Source organism: Klebsiella sp. CN_Kp088 (genome assembly GCF_040064335.1).
Taxonomy (GTDB): domain Bacteria; phylum Pseudomonadota; class Gammaproteobacteria; order Enterobacterales; family Enterobacteriaceae; genus Klebsiella; species Klebsiella aerogenes.
On record NZ_JBEAIQ010000027.1, the window covers coordinates 33,325 to 56,569 of the forward strand.

A 23,245-nucleotide genomic window follows, 5' to 3' on the forward strand; every position below is an offset into this window, starting at 1 on the left:
CGATGACGACAACGGTACAAAACTATCTTGATAAAGGACTGCGCGGCCTGTGGTATCCGGTGCTGGCGAGCTGGGAAGTGCAGTCTGCGCCGGTAGGCATTACCCGTCTCGGCGAGCAGATCGTGGTCTGGCGGAATAAAGACGGTCAGGTGCAGGCGCTGGAAGACCGCTGCCCGCATCGCGGCGCGCGTCTGTCAATGGGCTGGAACTTAGGCGATCGTATCGCCTGCTGGTATCACGGCGTGGAAGTCGCCGGTAACGGCGAAGTCAAAGACGTCCCGGCGGTTGACCGCTGCCCGCTGGTCGGCCAGCAGTGCGTGCGCAGCTACAACGTGCAGGAAGCGCATGGGGCAATCTTCCTGTGGTTCGGCGTCACCGCCGACCAGCAGCCGGATGAACTGAGCTTCCCGGAGGAACTGGCCAACCACGAAAAATACAGTAACTTCCTGTGCACCGCGGCGTGGAAATGCAACTACCAGTACGCGCTGGAAAACGTGATGGACCCGATGCACGGTACCTATCTGCACTCGTCATCGCATTCGATGGCGGAAGGCGATCGCAAAGCCGATATGGTGCTGCAGCCGACGAAAACCGGCTTTATCTTCGAGAAAAAAGGGCAGAGCGGCGTCAACTTTGACTGGGTTGAACTGGGCAACAGCGGCGCCTACTGGATGCGCCTGTCTATTCCGTACAAAAAGCGTTTCGGGCCGGGCGGCCACTTCTGGATCGTCGGCATGGTGGTTCCGGAAGATAACGACAACTGCCGCGTCTTCTTCTGGCGCATCCGCGGCGTTCAGGGCTGGCAGCGCGATCTGTGGCGCTTTATGTACCGCAACCGTCTGGAAAAACTGCACTGGGAAGTACTGGAACAGGATCGCGTGGTGCTGGAAAGCCTGGCGCCGAACGCCCGCGATCATGAATATCTCTATCAACATGACGTCGGTTTGTCCCGCCTGCGCCGCATGATGCAGAAAGCGGCGAAAGAGCAGTTAGCGCTTCGCGAAGCGCAGCAGGGTGCCGCCTGATGAACGGCCTGCTGAACGGTAAACGTATTGTCGTCACCGGCGCGGCGCGCGGCCTGGGTTACCACTTTGCCGAAGCCTGCGCCGCGCAGGGCGCGACGGTGGTGATGTGCGACATCCTGCAGGGGGAGCTGGCGGAAAGCGCTCATCGCCTGCAGCAGAAGGGCTATCAGATCGAATCCCACGCCATCGATCTTGCCAGTCAAGCGTCGATCGAGCAGGTCTTCAGCGCCATCGGCGCGCAGGGGCCTATCGATGGCTTAGTCAATAACGCGGCGATGGCCACCGGCGTCGGCGGTAAAAATATGATCGATTACGATCCGGACCTGTGGGATCGGGTGATGACGGTCAATGTCAAAGGCACCTGGCTGGTGACCCGCGAGGCGGTACCGCTGCTGCGCGAAGGGTCGGCGATCGTCAACGTCGCTTCGGATACCGCGCTGTGGGGCGCGCCGCGGCTGATGGCCTATGTCGCCAGTAAGGGCGCGGTGATTGCGATGACCCGCTCCATGGCCCGCGAGTTGGGTGAAAAGCGGATCCGTATCAACGCCATCGCGCCGGGACTGACCCGCGTTGAGGCCACGGAATACGTTCCCGCCGAGCGTCATCAGCTGTATGAGAACGGCCGCGCGCTCAGCGGCGCGCAGCAGCCGGAAGATGTCACCGGCAGCGTGGTCTGGCTGCTGAGCGATCTTTCGCGCTTTATCACCGGCCAACTGATCCCGGTCAACGGCGGTTTTGTCTTTAACTAACAAGTGAGGCGGTATGGCGAACGATCAGGAAGTGAAGTACCTGGTACCGGGTCTGGAGCGCGGTTTACAACTGCTGCTGGCGTTTGGCGAACAGCATCGCGATCTAACCTTTGCCGAGCTGCATCGGCTGGTGGATATGCCGAAAGCGACCGCCTATCGCGTGGTGCAGACGCTGGAATATATGGGCTTTCTCGAGCGCAATGCCCGCACCAATACCTTTTCGCTGGGCATGAACGTACTGCGTCTGGGCTTTGAATATATCGCCTCACTGGATGTCGCTCAGGTGGGTCAGCCGGTCATCGAGCAACTGCGCGATATCAGCCAGTGCAGCAGCCATCTGGCGATCCGCGATGGCCGCGACATTATCTACATCGCCCGCGTCAGCGCCGCCGGTTCGCGTATCAACCAGGTCAGCGTCGGAACGCGGCTACCGGTGCACTGTACCTCGCTTGGCCGCATGCTGCTGACCGATGTTTCCCGCAGCGAGTTTGAACAATTGTTCCCGAATGAACGTCTGCCGGGCAATACGCCGGGCCAGCTGTACGACCGCGAAGCGCTGTGGCAGATGGTGCAGCAGGATAAAGCCCGCGGCTACGTGATTGGCGAATCGTTCTATCGCCACGGCATCTCATCGATTGTCTATCCGGTCTTTGACCGCAGCGGCCGGGTGGCGGCGGTCGTCAGCATTCTGGTGCCGTCGGACGAGATCCCGCAAAGCGATCGCGAACGGTTGCAGAACGACGTCAGTATGGCGGCGGACAAAATTTCCGGCTTCCTCGGATATTTGTCACAGGCAAGTTAAATCAACAACTTAACTGCAGGCGCTTGATTGCGTCGGGCATGTTTTACGCCCAAATTCGGGCGACTGAACGGTAAAGAGGCGACGAATAATGAGTATTACCGGAATTGAAAAGCTGGAATTTGGCGTAGACGACCTGAACCACAGCGCTAAATTCATGCGCGATTTTGGCCTGACCGGCGACGCCAGCGGCCGCGCGTTTACCACCCTCAGCGGCGCGCGGGTCGAACTTAACCCGACCGATGCCGCCGACCTGCCGCCAGCCTTTGAGGCGGGCAACACCCTGCGTCGCATGACCTGGGGCGTGGCGGATTGGGCGGCGCTGGATGCGCTGCGCCCGAAGCTGGAACTTCAGCCCGCTTTCCGTGAAATCGACGGCGCGCTGGAGTGCCGCGATCCCAACGGTATGACACTGCGGGTGCAGGTTAGCCAGCAAACGGCGGTTGAACTGAACGTTGAACCGATCAACCAGTGGGGCGATGTGCGTCGCATCGACACCCCGAGCCCGGTGTACGACCGCGCGCAGCCGATTAACGTCGGCCACGTGGTGTTCTTCGTGGAAGAACTGGCGGCGGTGGAAAGTTTCTATCGCGAAGTCCTCGGCTTCCAGGTGTCAGACCGCTATATCAATCGCGCGGTGTTCCTGCGCTGCGGCGTGCGCGGCGGACACCATAACCTCTTCTTATTGCAGTTGCCCAACCGCAAGCGCGGGCTAAACCACGTCGCGTTTACCGTACGGGATATTCATGAAGTGATCGGCGGCGGCATTGCGATGAATAAAAACGCGTGGAGCACGTTTATCGGTCCCGGCCGCCATCCGGTCTCCTCGGCCTACTTCTGGTATGTCAACAGCCCGACCGGCGGCGCTTTTGAGTACTACACCAACGATGACTATCTGACGGAAAACTGGCAGCCGCGCGAACTGGAGCATTCACTCGTGTCCTTTACCGAATGGGCGGTGGAAGGCGGTATCGATCACGATACCCGTCGCCAGCAGAAAAAACCGGAGGCGGTATGACGGCGCGGATAGTCATTATCGGCGGCGGCCAGGCTGGCGGCTGGGCAGCGAAAACGCTGCGTGATGAAGGGTTTAGCGGCGAGATTTGCGTGGTTGCCGAAGAGCAATGGGATTTTTACGAGCGCCCGCCGCTGTCGAAAGCGGCATTGCTGGAGGCCGAACCGGCGCTGCCGCGGTTATTCAGCGCCGAGGCGCAGCAGGCGCTGGATCTGCGCTGGTACCGCCCGCTGCGCGCGGAATCGATCGACCGGCAAAATAAAACCCTGGCGCTGAGCAACGGCGAAACGCTGGCGTACGACCAACTACTGATCGCCACCGGCGGCCGCGCGCGGCTGCCGTCCGAGGCCTGGAGGCAGCATCCGCAGGTGTATACCCTGCGCCACTGGCAGGACGCGCAGCATCTGAAGCAGCGGCTGGCGTCGGCAACGCGGCTGGCGATCGTCGGCGGCGGCTGGATTGGCCTCGAAATCGCCGCCTCGGCGCGCAAAAGCGGCGTAGCCGTGACCCTTTATGAACAGCAGCCGGCGCTGTGCATGCGCTCGGTCAGTATGGAGGTCTCGCAGGCCCTGGATCAGTTGCATCGCGGGCAGGGCGTTGATATTCGCCGCGGCTGCGGCGCGCTGGAGCTGGAAGATGATAACGGCCTGCCGACGCTGCACAGCGATGGCCAGCGGGAAACCTTCGATGCGGTGGTGGTGGGGATCGGCGTCGATCTGAATCTCGAACTGGCGCGCGATGCCGGGCTCACTGTCGAACGCGGCATTGTCGTTGATGCCCAGGGGCGCAGCAGCGATCCGGTGATTTTCGCCGCCGGCGATGTCGCCCAGCACCATCAATACGGCCTGTGCATTCAGTCGTGGGCCTTTGCGCAAAATCAGGCCATCGCGACGGCGAAAGCGATGCTCGATCCGCAGGCCAGCGGCTACGACGAGGCGCCGTGGCTGTGGTCGGATCAATACGATCGCAATATCCAGATCCTGGGGATCCCGCAGGCGGGCAGCCGCACCATCGTGCGTGACGAGCCGCAGGGCGCGCTCTACTTCTCGCTGAATGCCGATGGGCGTTTAACGCAGCTGGTGGCCTTCAATAATGCACGTACCGTGAAGCTGGCGAAGCGCTGGATGGCGGCGGGGAGGGATCTCTCTGACGTCCCGCTCGCTGACCCGACTTTCTCGCTGATGTCATTGCGATAATTAACGCGAACCCTTAAGGGGGATAAATGACCACATTAGAGACTAACGCCGCGCCTGCTGAGGCGAGCGGCGAGGGCGTCCGCACGCCTGAAAAGGCGGTTCGTTGGGCCATTCCGCTGTCGCTGCTGGCCTGCGTACTGCTGGCGTTTTTCGACAAAATCAGCATCGCCGCGCTGTTTTCCGATAGCCATTTCCAGCAGGCGATGGGGATCGATTTCGATACCACCCGGCTGGGCATTTTGATGAGCGCCTTTCTGTTGAGCTACGGCTTCTCGTCAGTGTTGTTAAGCGGTCTTGGCGACCGGATTGCGCCGCTGCGCTTGCTAACTGGAATGATGGTGGTGTGGTGCATCCTGATGGTGATCATGGGTTTCACCCACAACTACGCGCTGATGGTGACGCTGCGCATCCTGCTGGGCATTGCTGAAGGGCCGCTGTTCCCGTTGGCGTTCGCCGTGGTGCGTCACACCTTCCCGCAGCGGCTACAGGCCCGCGCCACCATGCTGTGGCTGCTTGGCACGCCGGTTGGCGCGGCGCTGGGTTTCCCGCTGTCAATCTGGCTACTCAATACCTTCGGCTGGCAGAGCACCTTTTTCGTGATGGCGATGCTGACGGTACCGGTGCTGATTTTTGTGCGCATCGGGCTGCGCGGCGTGCAGCTGGAGGCGAAAGTCGGCAGCGATAAAACTTCGCAGGAAGCGCGCCGCAGCGCGCGTCGCGAGCTCTTCGTGAGTCCGCATTTCTGGATGATCTGCATTTTCAACATCGCCTTTCTCGCCTATCTGTGGGGGATCAACGGCTGGCTGCCGGGCTACCTGATTAAAGGCAAAGGCATTCATCTGGAACACGCCGGCTGGCTGTCGTCGATGCCGTTTATCGCCATGCTGCTGGGCGAAATTATAGGCGCCTGGCTGTCCGACCGCGTCGATAAGCGCGCCGCCGCCTGCTTTATTTCCCTGGCGGGCGCCGGAATCGGGCTGGCGGCGGTGATGCATTTTAGCGCGCCGTTGCCGGTGATCGCGGCGATGAGTTTTAGCACCTTTATGTGGGGCACCGGCGCGCCAAACATTTTCGCGCTGCTGGCTAAAGCGACCCATCCACGGGTCAGCGCCACGGCGGGGGGGATTTTCAACGGGCTGGGAAACTTTGCCGGGGCGCTATCGCCGGCGGTGATGGGCGCGCTTATCGCCTTCACCCATAGCATGGATTCCGGGCTGATTTTTCTGGCGGTGATGGCGGCGGTGGGCTGCGCCCTGTTACTGCCGCTGCTGAGACGTTACTGAGGATAAAACGATGACTGATTCAACCGTAACTGCAAAACAGAGTTTGAAACCTGACCATATGACGATGGAAGAGTGGGTGGAGTCGCGTATCGCGCGCTTTGAAGGCCGTAAATACGACTGGAATGCGCTGAAATTCCAGGCCGATTTCGATCCGAAATATCGCCGCGCGCAGATGCGCTACATCGGCACCGGCGCCACCGGCGTCGCCAGTGATACCAACACCGTTCCGGCCGAGCACTTCACCTTCTCCACCATGGTGTTGCCGTCCAAATGTGAAGGCCCGCTGCACCTGCATGATGACGTAGAAGAGGTGTTCTTCATGCTCAAAGGGCAGATCACCCTGATGATTCAGGATGGCGACAACTATACCGAAACCGTGCTACGCGAACGCGATCTGATCTCGGTGCCGCCTGGAATTTACCGCGGTTTGTTCAACCACGGCGAAGAAGAGGCGCTGATGTGCGTGATGCTCGGCACCCATAAGCCGCATATTCCGACCTACCCGGAAGATCATCCGCTGGCAAAAGTAAAACGTAACTAAGGGGCGATGATGACGGGGTTTCGTGAACAAGGAAGCGGTATTCCGCTGACGCTGCTGCACGGCATCAGTTCCGGCGCGGCCTCCTGGCATAAACAGATGGCGCTGCCCGGCTACCGCGTGCTGGCCTGGGATATGCCCGGTTATGGCGAAAGCCCGATGCTGGCGGCGGCGTCGGCGGATGCCGGTGATTACGCCGACGCGCTGGCGCGAATGCTGGACCGCGCTGGAGTAGAGCAAACCGTACTGGTCGGCCATTCGCTGGGCGCGCTGGTGGCGGCCGCCTTCGCCGCGAAATACCCGCAGAGGGTGCTTTACCTGGTGCTCGCCGACGTCGCGCAGGGCTACGGCCAGGCGGAAGCCGCACAGCGGGAAAAAGTCTGGCAGGGACGTCAACAGCAGATAGCGCTGGGCGGCGAGGCGATGGCGCAGGGGCGGGCGGCAAAACTGCTGCGCCCCGGCGCGCGCGAAGCCGATGTGGCGACCGTGGCGGCAGGCATGCGTAGGCTGCGTAGCGAAGGCTATCTCGCTGCCGCCTGGATGCTGGCGCATGACGACATCCACCGCTGGCTTGCCGACTATCGCGGTCGTCTCTCGGTGTGGTGCGGCGAGCAGGATGCCATTACCCAACCGGAGCTGGTGCAGGGAGTGGCGCTGCGTTACGGCGCTCCTTACATCGCCATCCCGCAGGCTGGACATGCCAGCTATCTCGATAACGAAACCTTTTTTAATCAACTGCTTTTACGCATAGGGGAAGAGGTGCGCGATGAATGCACAAATTGAAGGACGCGTCGCGGTAGTCACCGGCGGCTCGTCAGGGATCGGCTTTGAAACGCTGCGCCTGCTGCTGGGCGAAGGGGCGAAGGTCGCCTTTTGCGGCCGCAACCCGGATCGGCTGGCCAGCGCCCATGCGGCGTTGCAAAACGAATATCCAGAAGGCGAGGTGTTCTCCTGGCGCTGCGACGTACTGAACGAAGCGGAAGTTCAGGCCTTCGCTGACGCGGTCGCCGCGCGTTTCGGCGGCGCCGACATGCTGATTAATAACGCCGGGCAGGGCTATGTCGCCCATTTCGCCGATACGCCGCGCGAGGCCTGGCTGCACGAAGCCGAACTGAAACTGTTCGGCGTGATTAACCCGGTAAAGGCCTTCCAGCCGCAGCTTGAACAGTCGGATATCGCCTCGATTACCTGTGTGAACTCGCTGCTGGCTCTGCAGCCGGAAGAGCACATGATTGCCACCTCTGCTGCCCGCGCCGCGCTGCTCAATATGACGCTGACCCTGTCGAAAGAGCTGGTGGAGAAAGGCATCCGCGTGAATTCCATCCTGCTGGGAATGGTCGAATCCGGGCAGTGGCAGCGCCGTTTCGAAAACCGCAGCGATAAGAGCCAGAGCTGGCCGCAGTGGACCGCCGATATCGCCCGCAAACGCGGGATCCCGATGGCGCGCCTCGGCAAACCGCAGGAACCGGCACAGGCGCTGCTATTCCTCGCTTCGCCGCTGGCCTCCTTTACCACCGGCGCGGCGCTGGACGTTTCCGGCGGTTTCTGCCGCCATCTGTAAGGAAAGATGATGAAAAAGGTCATGTTAATCGGCTATGGCGCGATGGCGCAGGCGGTGATTGAACGCCTGCCGCCGCAGGTGACGTTGGGTTGGATCGTCGCCCGCGAATCGCATCATGCGGCGATCCGCCAGCAGTTCAGCCACACGGTGACGCCGCTTACCGATCCGCAGCAGTGCGAAGAGACACCGGATCTGGTGCTGGAATGCGCCAGCCAGCAGGCGGTCGCGCAGTACGGCGAAGCGGTGCTGGCGCGCGGCTGGCATCTGGCGGTGATCTCGACCGGCGCGCTGGCGGACAGCGAACTGGAACAGCGTTTACGTCAGGCGGGCGGCAAGTTGACGCTGCTGGCTGGCGCAGTAGCCGGGATTGACGGCCTGGCGGCGGCCAAAGAGGGGGGGCTTGAACGAGTGACCTATCAGTCGCGTAAAAGCCCGGCCAGCTGGCGCGGCAGCTATGCCGAACAGCTTATCGACCTCAGCGCGGTCAATGAAGCGCAAATTTTCTTCGAAGGCAGCGCCCGCGAGGCGGCGCGGCTATTCCCGGCAAATGCCAACGTGGCGGCAACCATCGCGCTGGGCGGTATCGGCCTTGACGCGACTCGAGTACAGCTGATGGTCGATCCGGCGACGCAACGCAACACCCATACGCTACACGCCGAAGGATTGTTCGGCGAGTTTCACCTGGAGCTGAGCGGCCTGCCGCTCGCCAGCAATCCGAAAACATCGACCCTCGCGGCACTGAGCGCGGTACGCGCCTGCCGTGAACTGGCATAACGCAGAGAGGCTGAGATGGACGAATTAGACATTTTTATCGGCGGCCAATGGCGTCGCGGCGGCGGCAATTTGATGCACAGCCAGTTTCCGGCGGATGGCGCTATTAACGCGGCGCTGCATGCGGCAAGCCTCGATGATTTACAGGAGGCGATCGACTGCGCCGACCGCGCCTGGCGGGAGCCAACGTGGCGGGCGATGCTGCCGCATCAGCGGGCGAAGATCCTGCATAAAGTCGCCGATCTGATTGAAGCACAGCTTGATGCGCTCACCCAAAAGCAGAGCCGCGATAACGGTAAACCGCTGGCGGAAGCGCGAGGGCTGGTGATGAGCGCGGCGGGGACGGCGCGCTATTTTGCCGCCGCCTGCGAGTTACTGGAAGGCGAGCTGCCGACGCCGCGGCAGGCGGATCTATTGACCCTGAGCCGCTATGAGCCGTTGGGCGTGGTGGCGGCGATCACCCCATGGAACTCGCCGATCGCCAGCGAAATGCAGAAGGTGGCCCCGGCGATCGCCGCCGGAAATGCGGTGATCCTCAAACCGGCGGAAGCCACGCCGCTCATGGCGCTGGAGCTGGCGAAGATCTTTGAGCAGGCCGGTTTACCCGCCGGACTGCTGAGCGTGCTGCCGGGTAAAGGATCGATTATCGGCGATGCGCTGGCCCGCCATCCTAAGGTGCGCAAAATTTCCTTTACCGGCGGCACCACCACCGGGCGTCACCTGGCGCACGTGGCGGCGGAAAAGCTGATCCCGGCGTCGCTGGAGCTGGGCGGTAAATCGCCGACCATCGTGCTGGAAGATGCCGATATCGAACAGGCGGCGCGGGGCATCTGCTACGGCATTTTCAGCTCCGGCGGTCAGGCCTGCATTGCCGGCTCGCGGCTGTTTGTTCATGACAAAGTGTATCCGCAATTAATGGCTCGCCTGCTGGAGTTAACCCAAGGGCTGCGGGTTGGTCATCCGTTCAGCGCTGGCACCCACGTCGGGCCGTTGATCAACGATAAACACCGCCAGAGCGTGCTGGAGTACGTCGAGCTGGCGAAACGCGAAGGCGGCAGCGTGCTATGCGGCGGCGAGATCCCGGCGGATCCGGCGCTGGCGGCGGGGAGCTATTTCCTGCCGACCATCATTGAAGGGCTGAACAATCAGGCCCGCGTTTGCCAGGAAGAGATCTTCGGGCCGGTGTTGGTGGCAATGCGTTTTCACGATGAAGCGGCGCTGATCCGTGAGGCCAATGATTCGGTCTTCGGACTGGCGGCGGGGATCTGGACGCGCGATACCGGTCGCGCGCTGCGTCTGAGCGAGCAACTGGAAGCCGGTACGGTGTGGATCAACACCTACAAAGTTTTCTCCATTTCGACCCCGTTTGGGGGCTTTAAAGAGAGCGGTCTGGGCCGCGAAAAAGGGATCCAGGGGCTGAAAGCCTGGATGCAACAAAAGAGCATTTATCTGGCGACGGGTAATAGCGTCAACCACTGGTGCGACTGAGAAAGGGTGAGCAATGAGCGAAATGATAACCGTCGGCGATGCCATCGCCAGAACGCTGGAGCAGTATCACGTTGAAGCCATTTATGGCGTCATTTCTATCCATAACCTGCCGATCGCCGACGCCGTCGGCCAGCGGGAAAAAATCCGCTTTGTTCCGGCGCGCGGTGAAGCGGGCTCGGTGACCATGGCTGACGCCCACGGCCGTTTTTCCGGGCTCGGCGTGGCGCTGACCAGTACCGGCGCGGGCGCGGGTAATGCGGTCGGTGCGCTGGTTGAGGCGATGAACGCCGGTACGCCGCTGCTGCACCTGACCGGACAGGTCGAAAAAGCCTGGCTGGACGCCGACACCGGTTTTATTCATGAAACCCGCGATCAGTTGACCTTCCTGAAAGCCAGTTCGAAGCGCGCTTACCGCATTAGCAACGCCAACCAGGCGGTGGCTATCCTGCATAAGGCGATTCAGGAGGCGCAGACGCCGCCGTGCGGCCCGGTCTCGGTGGAAATTCCCATCGATATTCAGAGCGCCAAAATTCCGCTTTCACTGCTGACCGCGCCGTTGAAACGCGCTCCGGCGGTTGAGCCGGAAGCGTCGCTGGTCGATGCGCTGTGGGCGCAGCTTAAGCAGGCGAAGCAGCCGCTGCTGTGGCTTGGCGGCGGCGCGTTAGAGAGCGGCGAGGCGGTGAAGACGCTGGCGGATGCCGGGGTGACGGTGATTTCCAGTACCCACGGCCGCGGCATTCTGGCGGACAGCCATCGCGCCAGCCTACGCGCGTTTCATAATTCTCCCTCGGTTGAAGCGCTGATTTCACAATGTGATTTCACACTTGTTGCCGGTTCCCGGCTGCGCAGCAACGAAACGCGTTCCTGGACGCTGGAACTGCCAACGCCACGGGTGCAGATTGATATCGACCCGGCGGCGGCCAGCCGTAACTACCTGATGGACAACACGCTGGTGGCGGACTGCCGCGCTTTATTAGACGTGCTGGCGAAGCGAGTACAGGGCCGGATGTGGGGAGATGCGCGTTGGGATAGCCAGCTTAAAGCGGCGGTAGAGGCGGCGGAGCAGGGGCTGCGCGACCAGTGCGGCGCTTACGCTAAATTGAATGACGCAATTGCGCAGGCGCTGCCCGATGACGGCATCCTGGTGCGCGATATTACCGTTTCCGGCAGCCTGTGGGGCAGCCGTCTGTTCCGCGCTCACGGCCCGCTGATGAATATCCATTCTCTGGCCGGCGCCATCGGTATGGGGCTACCGATGGCGGTGGGCACCGCGATTGCCAATCCGCAACGGAAAGTGGTCGGCTTGGTCGGCGACGGCGGCCTGAGCCTCAACCTTGGCGAGCTGGCGACCCTGGCGCAGGAGAAGGCCAACGTGACGCTGTTGATTATGAACGATGGCGGCTACGGCGTGATGCGCGGTATTCAGGATAAGTACTTTGGCGGCCGCCAGTATTACAACGAGCTGCACACGCCGGACTTTACCCTGTTGGCGCAGGCGATTGGTCTGCAGGCGTGGAGCGTGGAACGGGCGGAGGATTTCCAGGCGGTGATGACCGAAGCGCTGGCGATACCGGGGCCATCGGTGGTGGAAGTGAAAATGGGCCAGATTGGCGCGCTGCGCTTTGCCGGCCCGCCGCAGAAGACGCTGTATTAATATAACCCAGTGACCCCAACCCTCTCCCTTCCGGGGAGAGGGTACCGCACGGCACAGGGGGTTGATCAAGGCGCCGCACGGTTGCTCCCGCGCACCGGGAGAGGGCCGGCTCACAGGAGAGGGTTCATTACACGGTTAAAACACGTTAAACGGATATTCGACGTAGAACCGCACTTCATTACCGCTGACGTTATAGTCGCTGGCGTTGCTGGAAACGCGCAGCACCGAATAGCGGAGTCTCAATTTCAAATCTTTCGCCATGCCGTTTTGCACCTGGTACTGCACCTGGTTGAACCATTCGTGTTCTTTGCCGTTGCTGGTCTCGGCGGTTTTAATGTTATCGCCGCGAACGTAGGCGGTGGTCCAGCTCAGACCCGGTACGCCCAGTCCGGCAAAATCCAGGCCATAGGAGGCCTGCCAGGAACGTTCATCCTCGCCGTTAAAATCGGACCAGTAGGAGTTAGCCAGCCAGATGGTGTTGCCGCCATCGCCAACGCCGCCCTGATTCTGATACCCGCCGTAGTGGTAGCCGGTGCTGCCGCTGCTTTGCTGGTAAGCGACTTTAAAGGTATGAATATCCCAGATATAGCTGGCGGCCAGGCTCCAGATGCTGTTGCTGCGCCCGGTGTCATTGGCGTCGGCATACTCTTGATCTAAGCGCGAGTTATAGCCATTGAAGTCAACAATCAGCTGCTGGTCGGCGGCGAACGGCTGCTTGTAGTTCAGGCCGAGATACTGCTTATTCAGCACGTCCTCGACGTGCGAAGCGTAAAGCGCGCCGCTGAGCTGGTCGTTGAATTGATAGCTGGCGCCGCCAAAGGTCAGGCTCTTCAGGCCGCTATTGTGGCTGTCGTCGCTTTTGCGCTGCTGATCGGTGAGATAACCGGCGTTAATTTCCAGACCGTCGATTTCTCTTGAGGTCAGCATGGTACCGGTATAGCTCTCATACAGCAGCCGCGAGTCATCGGCGTAGACGATGGGCAGCATCGGGCGCTGGCTGCCGTAGCTGAGTACGGTATTCGAGAAGCGCATTTTAGCGGTAGCGCCAAATTTTGCTAAATCGGACTTCGCGCGGCCATCATCATCCTGGGCGAAAAAGTCGATACCGCCTGCGCCGCTGCGGCCGCGGCCGCCGTCGAGGCGCACGGCGTACTGTGCAATGCCGTCAACGCCGAAGCCGACCGGCCCTTGAGTAAAGCCGGACTCGAAGGTAGCGATGATACCCTGACCCCATTCGGCTTTATCCGGCAAACCATCGCGATAATCGCGTTTGATATAAGCGTTACGTAAAAAGAGATCGAGGTGGCTGTCTTCAATAAAGCCCTGACTGGTAGATTGTTGGCTGGCGAAAGCCGGCGCGGCGGCAATAATGCCAAGTGCGAGTAATGATAATTCTTTTTTCACTGAGGGCACTTCTCTGTCTGTCGATATATTCAAGGGAATCACTGCCAGTCAGATATTCTCCTGAAATAATGTCGAAAGCAATCATTGTGTGAGCAGTTATTGCAGCCGGAAACAGGCTGTATGGCGCGTGAGCCGTGCGCCAGGTAGTAAGGGGTGGACTATTTATTATTCGGCTAAAGACGATTCTGGAAGCCAGATAGTGTGCGGCCTTTTTAATTTACCAAATAATATATTTCTGAATCGCCGGGCATAAAATAATTGGCTGTGATGCGCTGTGATAATAATTAACGGTTTGTGCGCTTAAATTATCAATTGATGCGGTTAAATATTTTTACAGGTATATAAAAAAGGGAGGCAATAATGCCTCCCGCTGTCGCTTATTTAATACCGTCGGTCTTCATGCGATCGCGAATATGCTGCGCGCGGGCTTCCGATGCCGGGTGATCGTCAAACATGGAGCTCTGACGGCCGGCTTCCAGCTTGGCCAGTTTTTCGAAGCTGGTGGCCAGCCCCGATGGATTGATGCCGCGTTTACGCAGCAGGTCGTAAGAGTAGTCGTCCGCTTCCGACTCCTGGCGCTGGGAGAACTGCGAGTTCACCAGTTTTTCGCCGAGATCGCCCAGCTGCGACTGCGACAGGCTGCCGACGATGCCGCCAGCGGAGGCCGCCGCCGCGCGCACGGCGTTGGTGCCCAGCGCGACCTGCATCCCTTTCTTCACGTGGCCCAACGCAACGTGGCCCATTTCGTGGCCGATAACCGCTTCCACTTCATTATCGTTCATCAGGTCCATCAGGCCGCTATAAACGCGGATGCAGCCGTTGGCCATCGCGAAGGCGTTGACGTCTTTTGTTTCATAAACCTTATAGTTGACCGGCTGACCGTTGATGTTATTGCCCAGCGCCGCGGCAATCTTGCTCAGGCGTTTGCTGTACTCGCTGCTGGCCGGAGAAATAGTGGCTTTGGCGTCCATCTCTTTACACGCCTGGTCGCTTAAGGTTTTTACCTGTTCGTCGCTAAGAGAGTAGGCCTGGAATGCTTCCGCGCCCGAGCTCAGCAGGGCGTTGGAGTCCATGTTCTGACATCCGGTTAACGTTGCTGCGATCCCGAAGGCAAGAAGGGTTGAGCGAATTTTCATTTTTATCTTCCACAATCTTATGGTTTTTTATCTGAATAATGGGCGACGACGGACCCGCCTCGTCCTGTGCAAAGTATAAATAGTATCTCATGATCCGGGCGAGTGGATTCCGCGGCAGCACAACGTGTTCCAGAGATTTCTTAATGGGCAAAAGGATGCTCCATGTACATGCTTTGTCGCTTGGGTTACATTGTTCACACTTTTTTCCGGCGTAGCCCAAAACGCGCTCTCGTCAAGTCGTTAAGGGCATGGCCTTATAACATCCGAACTGGAGTCAAAATGTCCTCACGTAAAGAGCTTGCCAACGCTATTCGTGCGCTGAGCATGGACGCTGTACAGAAAGCCAAATCCGGCCACCCTGGCGCCCCGATGGGCATGGCTGACATTGCCGAAGTCCTGTGGCGTGATTTCCTGAACCATAACCCGCAGAACCCGTCCTGGGCCGATCGCGACCGCTTCGTGCTGTCCAACGGTCACGGCTCCATGCTGATTTACAGCCTGCTGCACCTCACCGGTTATGATCTGCCGATTGAAGAACTGAAAAACTTCCGTCAGCTGCACTCCAAGACTCCGGGCCACCCGGAAGTCGGCTACACCGCAGGCGTGGAAACCACCACCGGCCCGCTGGGCCAGGGTATCGCTAACGCAGTCGGTATGGCTATCGCGGAAAAAACGCTGGCGGCGCAGTTTAACCGTCCAGGACACGACATCGTCGATCACTTCACCTACGCCTTCATGGGCGACGGCTGCATGATGGAAGGCATTTCTCACGAAGTGTGCTCCCTGGCCGGTACCCTGAAACTGGGTAAACTGGTGGCGTTCTATGATGACAACGGCATCTCCATCGATGGCCACGTTGAAGGCTGGTTCACCGACGATACCGCGAAACGCTTTGAAGCCTACGGCTGGCACGTGGTGCGCGGCGTTGACGGTCACGACGCTGACGCCATCAAACGCGCGGTAGAAGAAGCGCGCGCGGTCACCGACAAACCGTCCCTGCTGATGTGCAAAACCATCATCGGCTTCGGTTCGCCGAACAAAGCAGGCACCCATGATTCCCACGGCGCGCCGCTGGGCGACGCGGAAATCGCGCTGACCCGCGAAGCGCTGGGCTGGAAATACGGCCCGTTTGAAATCCCGTCTGACATCTATGCGCAGTGGGATGCGAAAGAAGCTGGCCAGGCGAAAGAAGCCGCGTGGAACGACAAGTTTGCCGCCTACGCCAAAGCCTTCCCGCAGGAAGCCGCCGAATTCACCCGCCGTATGAAAGGCGAAATGCCGTCTGACTTCGACGCCAAAGCTAACGAGTTCATCGCTAAGCTGCAGGCGAATCCGGCGAAGATCGCCAGCCGCAAAGCATCGCAGAACGCCATTGAAGCGTTTGGCCCGCTGCTGCCGGAATTCCTCGGCGGTTCTGCCGACCTGGCGCCGTCCAACCTGACCCTGTGGTCCGGCTCTAAGCCGATCAACGAAGACACCGCCGGTAACTACATCCATTACGGCGTACGTGAATTCGGTATGACCGCAATTGCCAACGGTATCTCGCTGCACGGCGGTTTCCTGCCGTACACCTCTACCTTCCTGATGTTCGTGGAATATGCGCGTAACGCGGTACGCATGGCGGCGCTGATGAAACAGCGTCAGGTGATGGTCTACACCCACGACTCCATCGGTCTGGGCGAAGATGGCCCGACTCACCAGCCGGTAGAGCAGGTGGCTTCCCTGCGCGTCACGCCGAACATGTCCACCTGGCGTCCGTGTGACCAGGTTGAATCCGCGATTGCGTGGAAATATGGCGTAGAGCGTCAGGACGGCCCGACCGCGCTGATCCTCTCCCGTCAGAATCTGGCGCAGCAGGAGCGTACCGCAGAGCAACTGGCAAACGTGGCCCGCGGCGGTTATGTGCTGAAAGATTGCGCCGGCCAGCCGGAACTGATCTTCATCGCCACCGGTTCAGAAGTGGAGCTGGCGGTTGCAGCGTGGGACAAACTGACCGCTGAAGGCGTGAAGGCGCGCGTGGTCTCCATGCCGTCCACCGATGCGTTCGACAAGCAGGATGCGGCCTATCGTGAATCCGTACTGCCGAAAGCCGTTTCTGCCCGCGTAGCGGTAGAAGCCGGTATCGCGGACTACTGGTTCAAATACGTTGGCCTGAACGGCGCCATCGTTGGCATGACCACCTTCGGTGAGTCTGCGCCGGCAGAGCAGCTGTTTGAAGAGTTCGGCTTCACCGTTGACAACGTTGTCGCCAAAGCGAAAGCACTGCTGTAATCGCTGGTACGGTGCGGGCTGATGCCCGCACCTCAACCCTCTCCTGTGGGAGAGGGTGCGAACACCAAAAACGGTAACCCCTGGGTTACCGTTTTGCTTTTATCTCGCCACCTGGCTTTTTGTAGGCGCTATTCCTCGAACATGTAACTATCCTGTAAATTATTCCAAAGAAAATGTGACGCAAGTCATATAGCTGGTTTATTGCTCTGGACAAACATTCCTTTTATTCCGACTTTGGCTTATTCTAGCTGAAGCGTTTCAGTCGTATAAATGTTCGACAATTAATCAATCAGTCGCAGTTTGCGACAGGTAAGGTTCCCCTAAAGGCGTTGCTGGATTACTCTGTCAGCCACCTCAAATCAGGGATAACCTTGCAGGAGACCTATGACCATACGCATCGCGATTAATGGCTTCGGTCGCATAGGACGCAACGTGGTTCGCGCTTTGTATGAATCCGGGCGTCGTGCGGAAATCACCGTGGTGGCGATCAATGAACTGGCGGATGCCGCAGGCATCGCGCATTTATTGAAGTACGACACCAGCCATGGCCGTTTTTCCTGGGATGTTCGCCAGGAGCGGGAACAGCTGTATGTCGGCGATGACGTCATTCGTCTACTGCATGAGCCTTCTATCGCCGCGCTGCCCTGGCAGGAGCTGGCGGTGGATGTGGTGCTGGACTGTACCGGCGTATACGGTAGCCGTGAACATGGCGAAGCCCATCTTCAGGCTGGCGCGAAGAAAGTGCTCTTTTCACATCCTGGCGGCAACGATCTCGACGCAACGGTAGTCTTCGGCGTCAACCATGATGAACTGCGCGCGGAGCACCGCATTGTCTCCAACGCCTCCTGCACTACCAACTGCATTATTCCGGTCATTAAACTGCTAGATGATGCCTACGGCATTGAGTCAGGAACGGTCACGACAATCCACTCCGCGATGCACGACCAGCAGGTGATCGATGCCTATCACCCGGATCTGCGGCGCACCCGTGCGGCCAGCCAGTCAATTATTCCGGTTGATACTAAACTTGCGGCGGGGATCACCCGTATTTTCCCGCAGTTTAACGACCGTTTTGAGGCGATCGCGGTACGTGTACCGACGATTAACGTCACCGCAATTGACCTGAGCGTGACGGTGAAAAAACCGGTAAAGGCCTGTGAAGTCAACCAGTTGCTGCAAAAAGCAGCACAGGGAGCATTTCATGGTATAGTTGACTATACGGAATTACCGTTGGTCTCGACAGATTTTAACCACGACCCGCACAGCGCCATCGTCGATGGTACGCAAACCAGGGTCAGTGGCGCGCATCTGATCAAAACGTTGGTCTGGTGCGATAACGAATGGGGCTTTGCTAACCGAATGCTCGACACGACGTTAGCGATGGCTGCGCAAGGTTTCAGGTAAGGCGCTGTGGCGCTTGCAAAACTTTATCAAGAATCAACGAGAGGATTCACCATGTCTGTAATTAAGATGACCGATTTGGATCTAGCTGGTAAACGCGTTTTCATCCGTGCTGATCTGAACGTACCGGTTAAAGATGGCAAAGTGACCAGCGACGCGCGTATCCGCGCCTCCCTGCCGACCATCGAACTGGCGCTGAAACAGGGTGCTAAAGTAATGGTTACTTCTCACCTGGGTCGTCCGACCGAAGGCGAGTACAACGAAGAATTCTCTCTGTTGCCGGTTGTTAATTACCTGAAAGACAAACTGTCTAACCCGGTTCGTCTGGTTAAAGATTACCTGGATGGCGTTGACGTTGCTGCCGGTGAACTGGTGGTTCTGGAAAACGTTCGCTTCAACAAAGGCGAGAAAAAAGACGACGAAGAACTGTCTAAGAAATACGCTGCGCTGTGTGACGTATTCGTCATGGACGCTTTCGGTACCGCGCACCGCGCGCAGGCTTCCACCCACGGTATCGGTAAATTCGCCGATGTCGCTTGTGCAGGCCCGCTGCTGGCCGCTGAACTCGACGCGCTGGGTAAAGCGCTGAAAGAGCCGGCTCGTCCGATGGTTGCTATCGTTGGCGGTTCTAAAGTTTCCACCAAACTGACCGTTCTCGACTCTCTGTCCAAAATCGCTGACCAGCTGATCGTAGGCGGCGGTATCGCTAACACCTTCGTTGCCGCTCAAGGCCACAACGTCGGTAAATCCCTGTACGAAGCGGACCTGGTTGACGAAGCTAAGCGCCTGCTGAGCACCTGCGATATCCCGGTTCCGACTGACGTTCGCGTCGCTACCGAGTTCTCTGAAACCGCCACTGCGACCCTGAAATCCGTTAACGACATCAAAGATGACGAGCAGATTCTGGACCTCGGCGACGTTTCCGCACAGAAACTGGCTGAAATCCTGAAAAACGCCAAAACCATTCTGTGGAATGGCCCGGTTGGCGTATTCGAATTCCCGAACTTCCGTAAAGGTACTGAAATCGTCGCTAATGCTATCGCAGACAGCGAAGGTTTCTCTATCGCAGGCGGCGGTGACACCCTGGCGGCGATCGACCTGTTCGGCATCGCTGACAAAATCTCCTACATCTCCACTGGCGGCGGCGCATTCCTCGAATTCGTGGAAGGCAAAGTTCTGCCGGCAGTAGCAATGCTCGAAGAGCGCGCTAAGCAGTAATTTAGTTCAGGCGGGGAAACCCGCCTGTTTTTCAGCGCGCTAACGTACAATTTTGTACAGCTCGCGAACCTTCTTCAACGGTCGAAGATACAGATACAGGACTAAGTAACATGTCTAAAATTTTTGATTTCGTAAAACCGGGCGTCATCACTGGCGACGACGTTCAGAAAGTGTTCCAGGTAGCTAAAGAAAACAACTTTGCTCTGCCAGCGGTAAACTGCGTGGGTACTGATTCCATCAACGCCGTTCTGGAAGCTGCTGCGAAAGTTCGTTCTCCGGTTATCGTACAGTTCTCTAACGGCGGCGCTGCGTTCATCGCGGGCAAAGGCGTGAAAACTGACGTTCCGCAGGGCGCTGCTATCCTCGGCGCTATCTCTGGCGCGCATCACGTTCACCAGATGGCTGAACACTACGGTGTGCCGGTTATCCTGCACACTGACCACTGCGCGAAGAAACTGCTGCCGTGGATCGACGGTCTGCTGGACGCGGGTGAAAAACACTTCGCTGCCACTGGTAAACCGCTGTTCTCTTCCCACATGATCGACCTGTCCGAAGAATCCCTGCACGAAAACATCGAGATCTGCTCTAAGTACCTGGCTCGCATGGCTAAAATGGGCATGACTCTGGAAATCGAACTGGGCTGCACCGGCGGTGAAGAAGACGGCGTGGACAACAGCCACATGGACGCTTCCGCACTGTACACCCAGCCGGAAGACGTTGATTACGCGTACACCGAGCTGAGCAAAATCAGCCCGCGCTTCACCATCGCCGCTTCCTTCGGTAACGTACACGGCGTTTACAAGCCGGGTAACGTGGTTCTGACTCCGACTATCCTGCGCGACTCTCAGGAATATGTTTCTAAGAAACACAACCTGCCGCACAACAGCCTGAACTTCGTCTTCCACGGCGGTTCCGGTTCTTCCGCTCAGGAAATCAAAGACTCCGTCAGCTACGGCGTTGTGAAAATGAACATCGATACCGACACCCAATGGGCGACCTGGGACGGTATCCTGCAGTACTACAAAGCGAACGAAGCTTACCTGCAGGGCCAGCTGGGCAACCCGAAAGGCGAAGACCAGCCGAACAAGAAATACTACGATCCGCGCGTATGGCTGCGTGCCGCTCAGACCTCTATGGTGACCCGTCTGGAGCAGGCATTCAAAGAGCTGAACGCGATCGACGTTCTGTAATTTAGCTTGCTGCGAGGTAATGAAGGAAACGGCGTTTTCTTTTATTACCGGCATAAAAATGGCTTCCTGCGGGAAGCCATTTTTTTTAGCGGCTTACACAGGTCCCTTTCTCCCCGGCTAATATCTGTGGCGCATCCTTTAACGCGCCGATAAAGGCGTTATTTCCGGTCTGTTTGACAAACTGAATGACCGCTTCCGCCTTCGGCCCCATTGCGCCGTCCGGCGCGGCAAAGGGCGCGAGCGTCGCAATGGTGGCGTGATGCAACGGGCGAGCCTGCGGCGTCCCCCAGTCAACATAGACCGCATCGGCATCCGTCAGAATCAGCAGGTGGTCGGCGTGAATGGCACTGGCAAGCGCCGCCGCCGTCAGATCTTTATCGATAACCGCTTCGACTCCCCGGTAACCGTGCGTATCGGCAACCACCGGGATCCCGCCGCCGCCGCAGCAAATCACCAGATGACCGGCATCCATCAGCGTCTGAATGGCCGCGCTATCAACAATATTTAGCGGTCTGGGGGAAGGGACCACCCGACGGATATAGTCGCCATCCGCTTTCATCTGCCAACCATAGCGTTTTTCCAGCTCCGCCTGCTGCTGCGGCTGATAAACCGGGCCAATATATTTCCCCGGCGCCGCGAAAGCGTCATCATTTGCCGCCACCTCTACGCGCGTCATCAGGGTGCTGACCGGCGCACCGGCGTACTGCATCAGTTCCTGAGCGATAGCGAAGCCTATCATCCCCTGACTTTCCGCGACCAGAATATCCAGCGGCCAGGCGGGAGATTCCTGATAGGCGGCGTTTTGCAGCGCCAGCAACCCGACCTGCGGGCCATTGCCGTGTACGATCACCAGTTGGTAATCGCGGGCTAATTCCGCCGCCATCCGGGCAAAAAGTTGAATGCTGCGCTGCTGATTTTCCGCGCTGAGCACTTCTCCGCGCTGCAGCAGTGCATTACCACCCAGCGCAATAACGATTTTCTTTTTCATGATGACCTCATTGAATTATAGAAGTGCGCTAAAAATATCGTTTTAGCGGCCAGGTAATGTGATGAGGTCGCCACTTTATCGAGAGTAAAAAATATCTCGCTAATAAATATTATATTCGCTGGTTTTATTTAAATGTTTTTAAAGATGATTATTAGATTTTTTTTAATAATTTCGTCAGCAGTCTTTAGGAATTTAAAACAATGGATTTTGTGTGACTTTGTTCAAATGAAATACATGGTTACCCCGATATGGTTAGCGGAGTTAAAACATCCATCCTTCACCCATCCTCTGGGATGGCCTGAGGTGAATATTGTCGGGAGATAGCTTATGTCAGGAACGTATGAGGTAACCGAGGTGACCAAAAGAAAAGGAATACCCGCCTGGTGGGTCACGGTATTTCTTTTCTGGTTAGGTTGGGTATTTATGTATGCCGATCGCACGGTATTAAATCCGGTGATGGGTGAGCTGGAAAAAGAATTTGGTTTAAGCGGTACGCAATTAGGAGTGCTCAACTCCGTATTTTATTTTTCTTATGCATTGCTGCAGGTGCCGGCGGGGATCCTCGGGGACAAAATCGGTAAGAAAAAAGTGCTGGTGCCTGGGTTTATTCTATTTGGCGTTTTTACCGCGGTCACCGGTTGGGTAAAAAGCTGGTATATGCTGCTGTTTGCCCGCGTGGTCACCGGCGCAGGCGAGGGGACATATTATGGCCCGCAGTACGGATTGTCTTCCGAGCAGATCCCGAAAAAGTTCCGCTCGCTGGGTAGCGCGATTATCAATAGCGGAATGGCCTTTGGCATCGCGTTGGGTCTGATGACCTCCAGTTGGCTGGTTTATGACCAGGGTTACTCCTGGCGGATGCCGTTTTATGCCATGGCGATACCTTCGGTGCTGGTAGGGGTTGCTATCTGGCTCTTTGTGAAAGAGAAAAAACGCACCGCCGACGCCGAGGGCAAGCCGGTACAAAAAGGCAAATTTAGCGATCTGTTGAAGAATCGTAATTTAATTCTGACCTATATCATGGTGTTCTGCAGCCTGTTTGGTTTCTTCGTTATTCTGACCTGGCTTCCTTATTATCTGCAAAACGAGCGCGGTATTGCCGGTAGCGAAACTGGGTTTATTTCGTCGCTGGTCGCGTGGATCTCTATTCCCGGCGCGCTGTTGTTTTCGGGACTGTCGGATAAATTAGGCCGCCGCAAACCGTTAATTTTATTCCTCGTGCCGGTGGCGATTGCCAGCATGCTTTCCATTATTTGGATGCCGAGTATGACCGGCGTCATCGTGGCGCTGTGCGTGTACGGCCTGGTTGGCAAACTGGCGCTGGATCCGGTGCTGGTGGCGCTGGTCGCCGATAGCGTCGATGAAACCAATTACAGCACCGCGTTTGGTTTATTTAATTTTATCGGCATGAGCTCATCGATTCTGGCGCCAATTATTGCAGGGGCGGCGCGTGATATTACCGGCAGTCTGGCTTCGAGTTTTTATGTTTCCGCTGCGCTGCTGGTCATTGGTCTGGTCGCCATGCTGTTTTTAAAAGAAAAACGCACATAAAGAGGTA

At 58.1% G+C, this 23,245-nt stretch carries 20 protein-coding genes; 17 read left to right on the forward strand and 3 right to left on the reverse strand.

Translation table 11 applies throughout. The features are described from left to right. Window positions 1–2 precede the first annotated feature (2 nt). From ABLV08_RS17005 to ABLV08_RS17060, 12 genes are all read left to right on the forward strand, one after another. Window positions 3–1,025, forward strand: coding sequence for an aromatic ring-hydroxylating dioxygenase subunit alpha (locus ABLV08_RS17005; protein WP_015369746.1), 1,023 nt, complete (start codon window positions 3–5; stop codon window positions 1,023–1,025). Continuing rightward, the gene (locus tag ABLV08_RS17010) at window positions 1,025–1,774 is read left to right on the forward strand and encodes an SDR family oxidoreductase (RefSeq protein ID WP_032456612.1); all 750 of its coding nucleotides are present in this window, start codon (window positions 1,025–1,027) and stop codon (window positions 1,772–1,774) included. The genes ABLV08_RS17005 and ABLV08_RS17010 overlap by 1 nt, the downstream gene beginning before the upstream one ends. 13 nt (window positions 1,775–1,787) lie before the next feature. Continuing rightward, window positions 1,788–2,576, forward strand: coding sequence for an IclR family transcriptional regulator (locus ABLV08_RS17015; protein ID WP_015703447.1), 789 nt, complete (start codon window positions 1,788–1,790; stop codon window positions 2,574–2,576). Window positions 2,577–2,664: 88 nt separating this feature from the next. After that, window positions 2,665–3,591: a VOC family protein gene (locus tag ABLV08_RS17020; RefSeq protein WP_045363635.1), complete on the forward strand. Its 927-nt coding sequence runs from the start codon at window positions 2,665–2,667 to the stop codon at window positions 3,589–3,591. Next, a complete protein-coding gene (locus tag ABLV08_RS17025) occupies window positions 3,588–4,784 on the forward strand; it encodes an FAD-dependent oxidoreductase (protein WP_047064802.1) in 1,197 nt (398 codons plus the stop codon). Before ABLV08_RS17020 ends, ABLV08_RS17025 begins: the two co-directional genes overlap by 4 nt. Window positions 4,785–4,810: 26 nt before the next feature. Next, window positions 4,811–6,067: an MFS transporter gene (locus ABLV08_RS17030; RefSeq protein WP_015703444.1), complete on the forward strand. Its 1,257-nt coding sequence runs from the start codon at window positions 4,811–4,813 to the stop codon at window positions 6,065–6,067. A 10-nt stretch (window positions 6,068–6,077) separates the two neighbouring features. Beyond that, complete coding sequence (locus ABLV08_RS17035; RefSeq protein WP_004174433.1) at window positions 6,078–6,608, forward strand: cupin domain-containing protein; 531 nt, start codon at window positions 6,078–6,080, stop codon at window positions 6,606–6,608. Between the two features lie 9 nt (window positions 6,609–6,617). Next, window positions 6,618–7,388: an alpha/beta hydrolase gene (locus tag ABLV08_RS17040; protein WP_348856067.1), complete on the forward strand. Its 771-nt coding sequence runs from the start codon at window positions 6,618–6,620 to the stop codon at window positions 7,386–7,388. Further along, window positions 7,372–8,166: an SDR family oxidoreductase gene (locus ABLV08_RS17045; RefSeq protein WP_015703442.1), complete on the forward strand. Its 795-nt coding sequence runs from the start codon at window positions 7,372–7,374 to the stop codon at window positions 8,164–8,166. The genes ABLV08_RS17040 and ABLV08_RS17045 overlap by 17 nt, the downstream gene beginning before the upstream one ends. A gap of 9 nt (window positions 8,167–8,175) precedes the next feature. After that, window positions 8,176–8,940 carry an aspartate dehydrogenase gene (locus tag ABLV08_RS17050; RefSeq protein ID WP_032715802.1) on the forward strand — a complete coding sequence of 255 codons (765 nt, stop codon included), beginning with the start codon at window positions 8,176–8,178 and terminating at the stop codon, window positions 8,938–8,940. 15 nt (window positions 8,941–8,955) lie between these two features. Beyond that, window positions 8,956–10,425 (forward strand): aldehyde dehydrogenase, encoded by a 1,470-nt coding sequence (locus ABLV08_RS17055; RefSeq protein WP_020077964.1) that lies wholly within the window; start codon window positions 8,956–8,958, stop codon window positions 10,423–10,425. Between the two features lie 13 nt (window positions 10,426–10,438). Then, window positions 10,439–12,079: a thiamine pyrophosphate-binding protein gene (locus tag ABLV08_RS17060; RefSeq protein WP_213198303.1), complete on the forward strand. Its 1,641-nt coding sequence runs from the start codon at window positions 10,439–10,441 to the stop codon at window positions 12,077–12,079. Window positions 12,080–12,214: 135 nt separating this feature from the next. Here the strand turns inward: ABLV08_RS17060 and ABLV08_RS17065 are convergent, their stop codons facing one another. Continuing rightward, window positions 12,215–13,483: an OprD family outer membrane porin gene (locus ABLV08_RS17065; RefSeq protein WP_047039291.1), complete on the reverse strand. Its 1,269-nt coding sequence runs from the start codon at window positions 13,481–13,483 to the stop codon at window positions 12,215–12,217. Between the two features lie 377 nt (window positions 13,484–13,860). Then, window positions 13,861–14,619 carry a M48 family metallopeptidase gene (locus ABLV08_RS17070; RefSeq protein ID WP_047064796.1) on the reverse strand — a complete coding sequence of 253 codons (759 nt, stop codon included), beginning with the start codon at window positions 14,617–14,619 and terminating at the stop codon, window positions 13,861–13,863. Between the two features lie 279 nt (window positions 14,620–14,898). Between ABLV08_RS17070 and tkt the strand changes: the two genes are divergently transcribed. The 4 genes from tkt to fbaA all read left to right on the forward strand — a co-directional run bounded on the left by tkt (window position 14,899) and on the right by fbaA (window position 20,699). After that, window positions 14,899–16,890, forward strand: a complete 1,992-nt coding sequence (gene tkt / locus ABLV08_RS17075) for a transketolase (RefSeq protein ID WP_020077966.1) — start codon at window positions 14,899–14,901, stop codon at window positions 16,888–16,890. A gap of 384 nt (window positions 16,891–17,274) precedes the next feature. Then, entirely contained in the window at window positions 17,275–18,294 is a 1,020-nt protein-coding gene (epd, locus tag ABLV08_RS17080; RefSeq protein ID WP_015369761.1) for an erythrose-4-phosphate dehydrogenase, read from the forward strand. A 51-nt stretch (window positions 18,295–18,345) separates the two neighbouring features. Beyond that, window positions 18,346–19,509 (forward strand): phosphoglycerate kinase, encoded by a 1,164-nt coding sequence (gene pgk / locus ABLV08_RS17085; protein WP_015369762.1) that lies wholly within the window; start codon window positions 18,346–18,348, stop codon window positions 19,507–19,509. Between the two features lie 110 nt (window positions 19,510–19,619). Further along, window positions 19,620–20,699 (forward strand): class II fructose-bisphosphate aldolase, encoded by a 1,080-nt coding sequence (fbaA, locus tag ABLV08_RS17090; protein ID WP_004144748.1) that lies wholly within the window; start codon window positions 19,620–19,622, stop codon window positions 20,697–20,699. An 85-nt stretch (window positions 20,700–20,784) separates the two neighbouring features. Here fbaA and ABLV08_RS17095 read toward each other — a convergent pair whose 3' ends face one another. Continuing rightward, on the reverse strand, window positions 20,785–21,687 hold the full coding sequence (locus ABLV08_RS17095) for a carbamate kinase (protein ID WP_015369763.1): 903 nt from the start codon (window positions 21,685–21,687) through the stop codon (window positions 20,785–20,787). Window positions 21,688–22,014: 327 nt separating this feature from the next. Between ABLV08_RS17095 and ABLV08_RS17100 the strand changes: the two genes are divergently transcribed. Continuing rightward, window positions 22,015–23,238 (forward strand): MFS transporter, encoded by a 1,224-nt coding sequence (locus tag ABLV08_RS17100; RefSeq protein ID WP_032706367.1) that lies wholly within the window; start codon window positions 22,015–22,017, stop codon window positions 23,236–23,238. Window positions 23,239–23,245 lie beyond the last annotated feature (7 nt).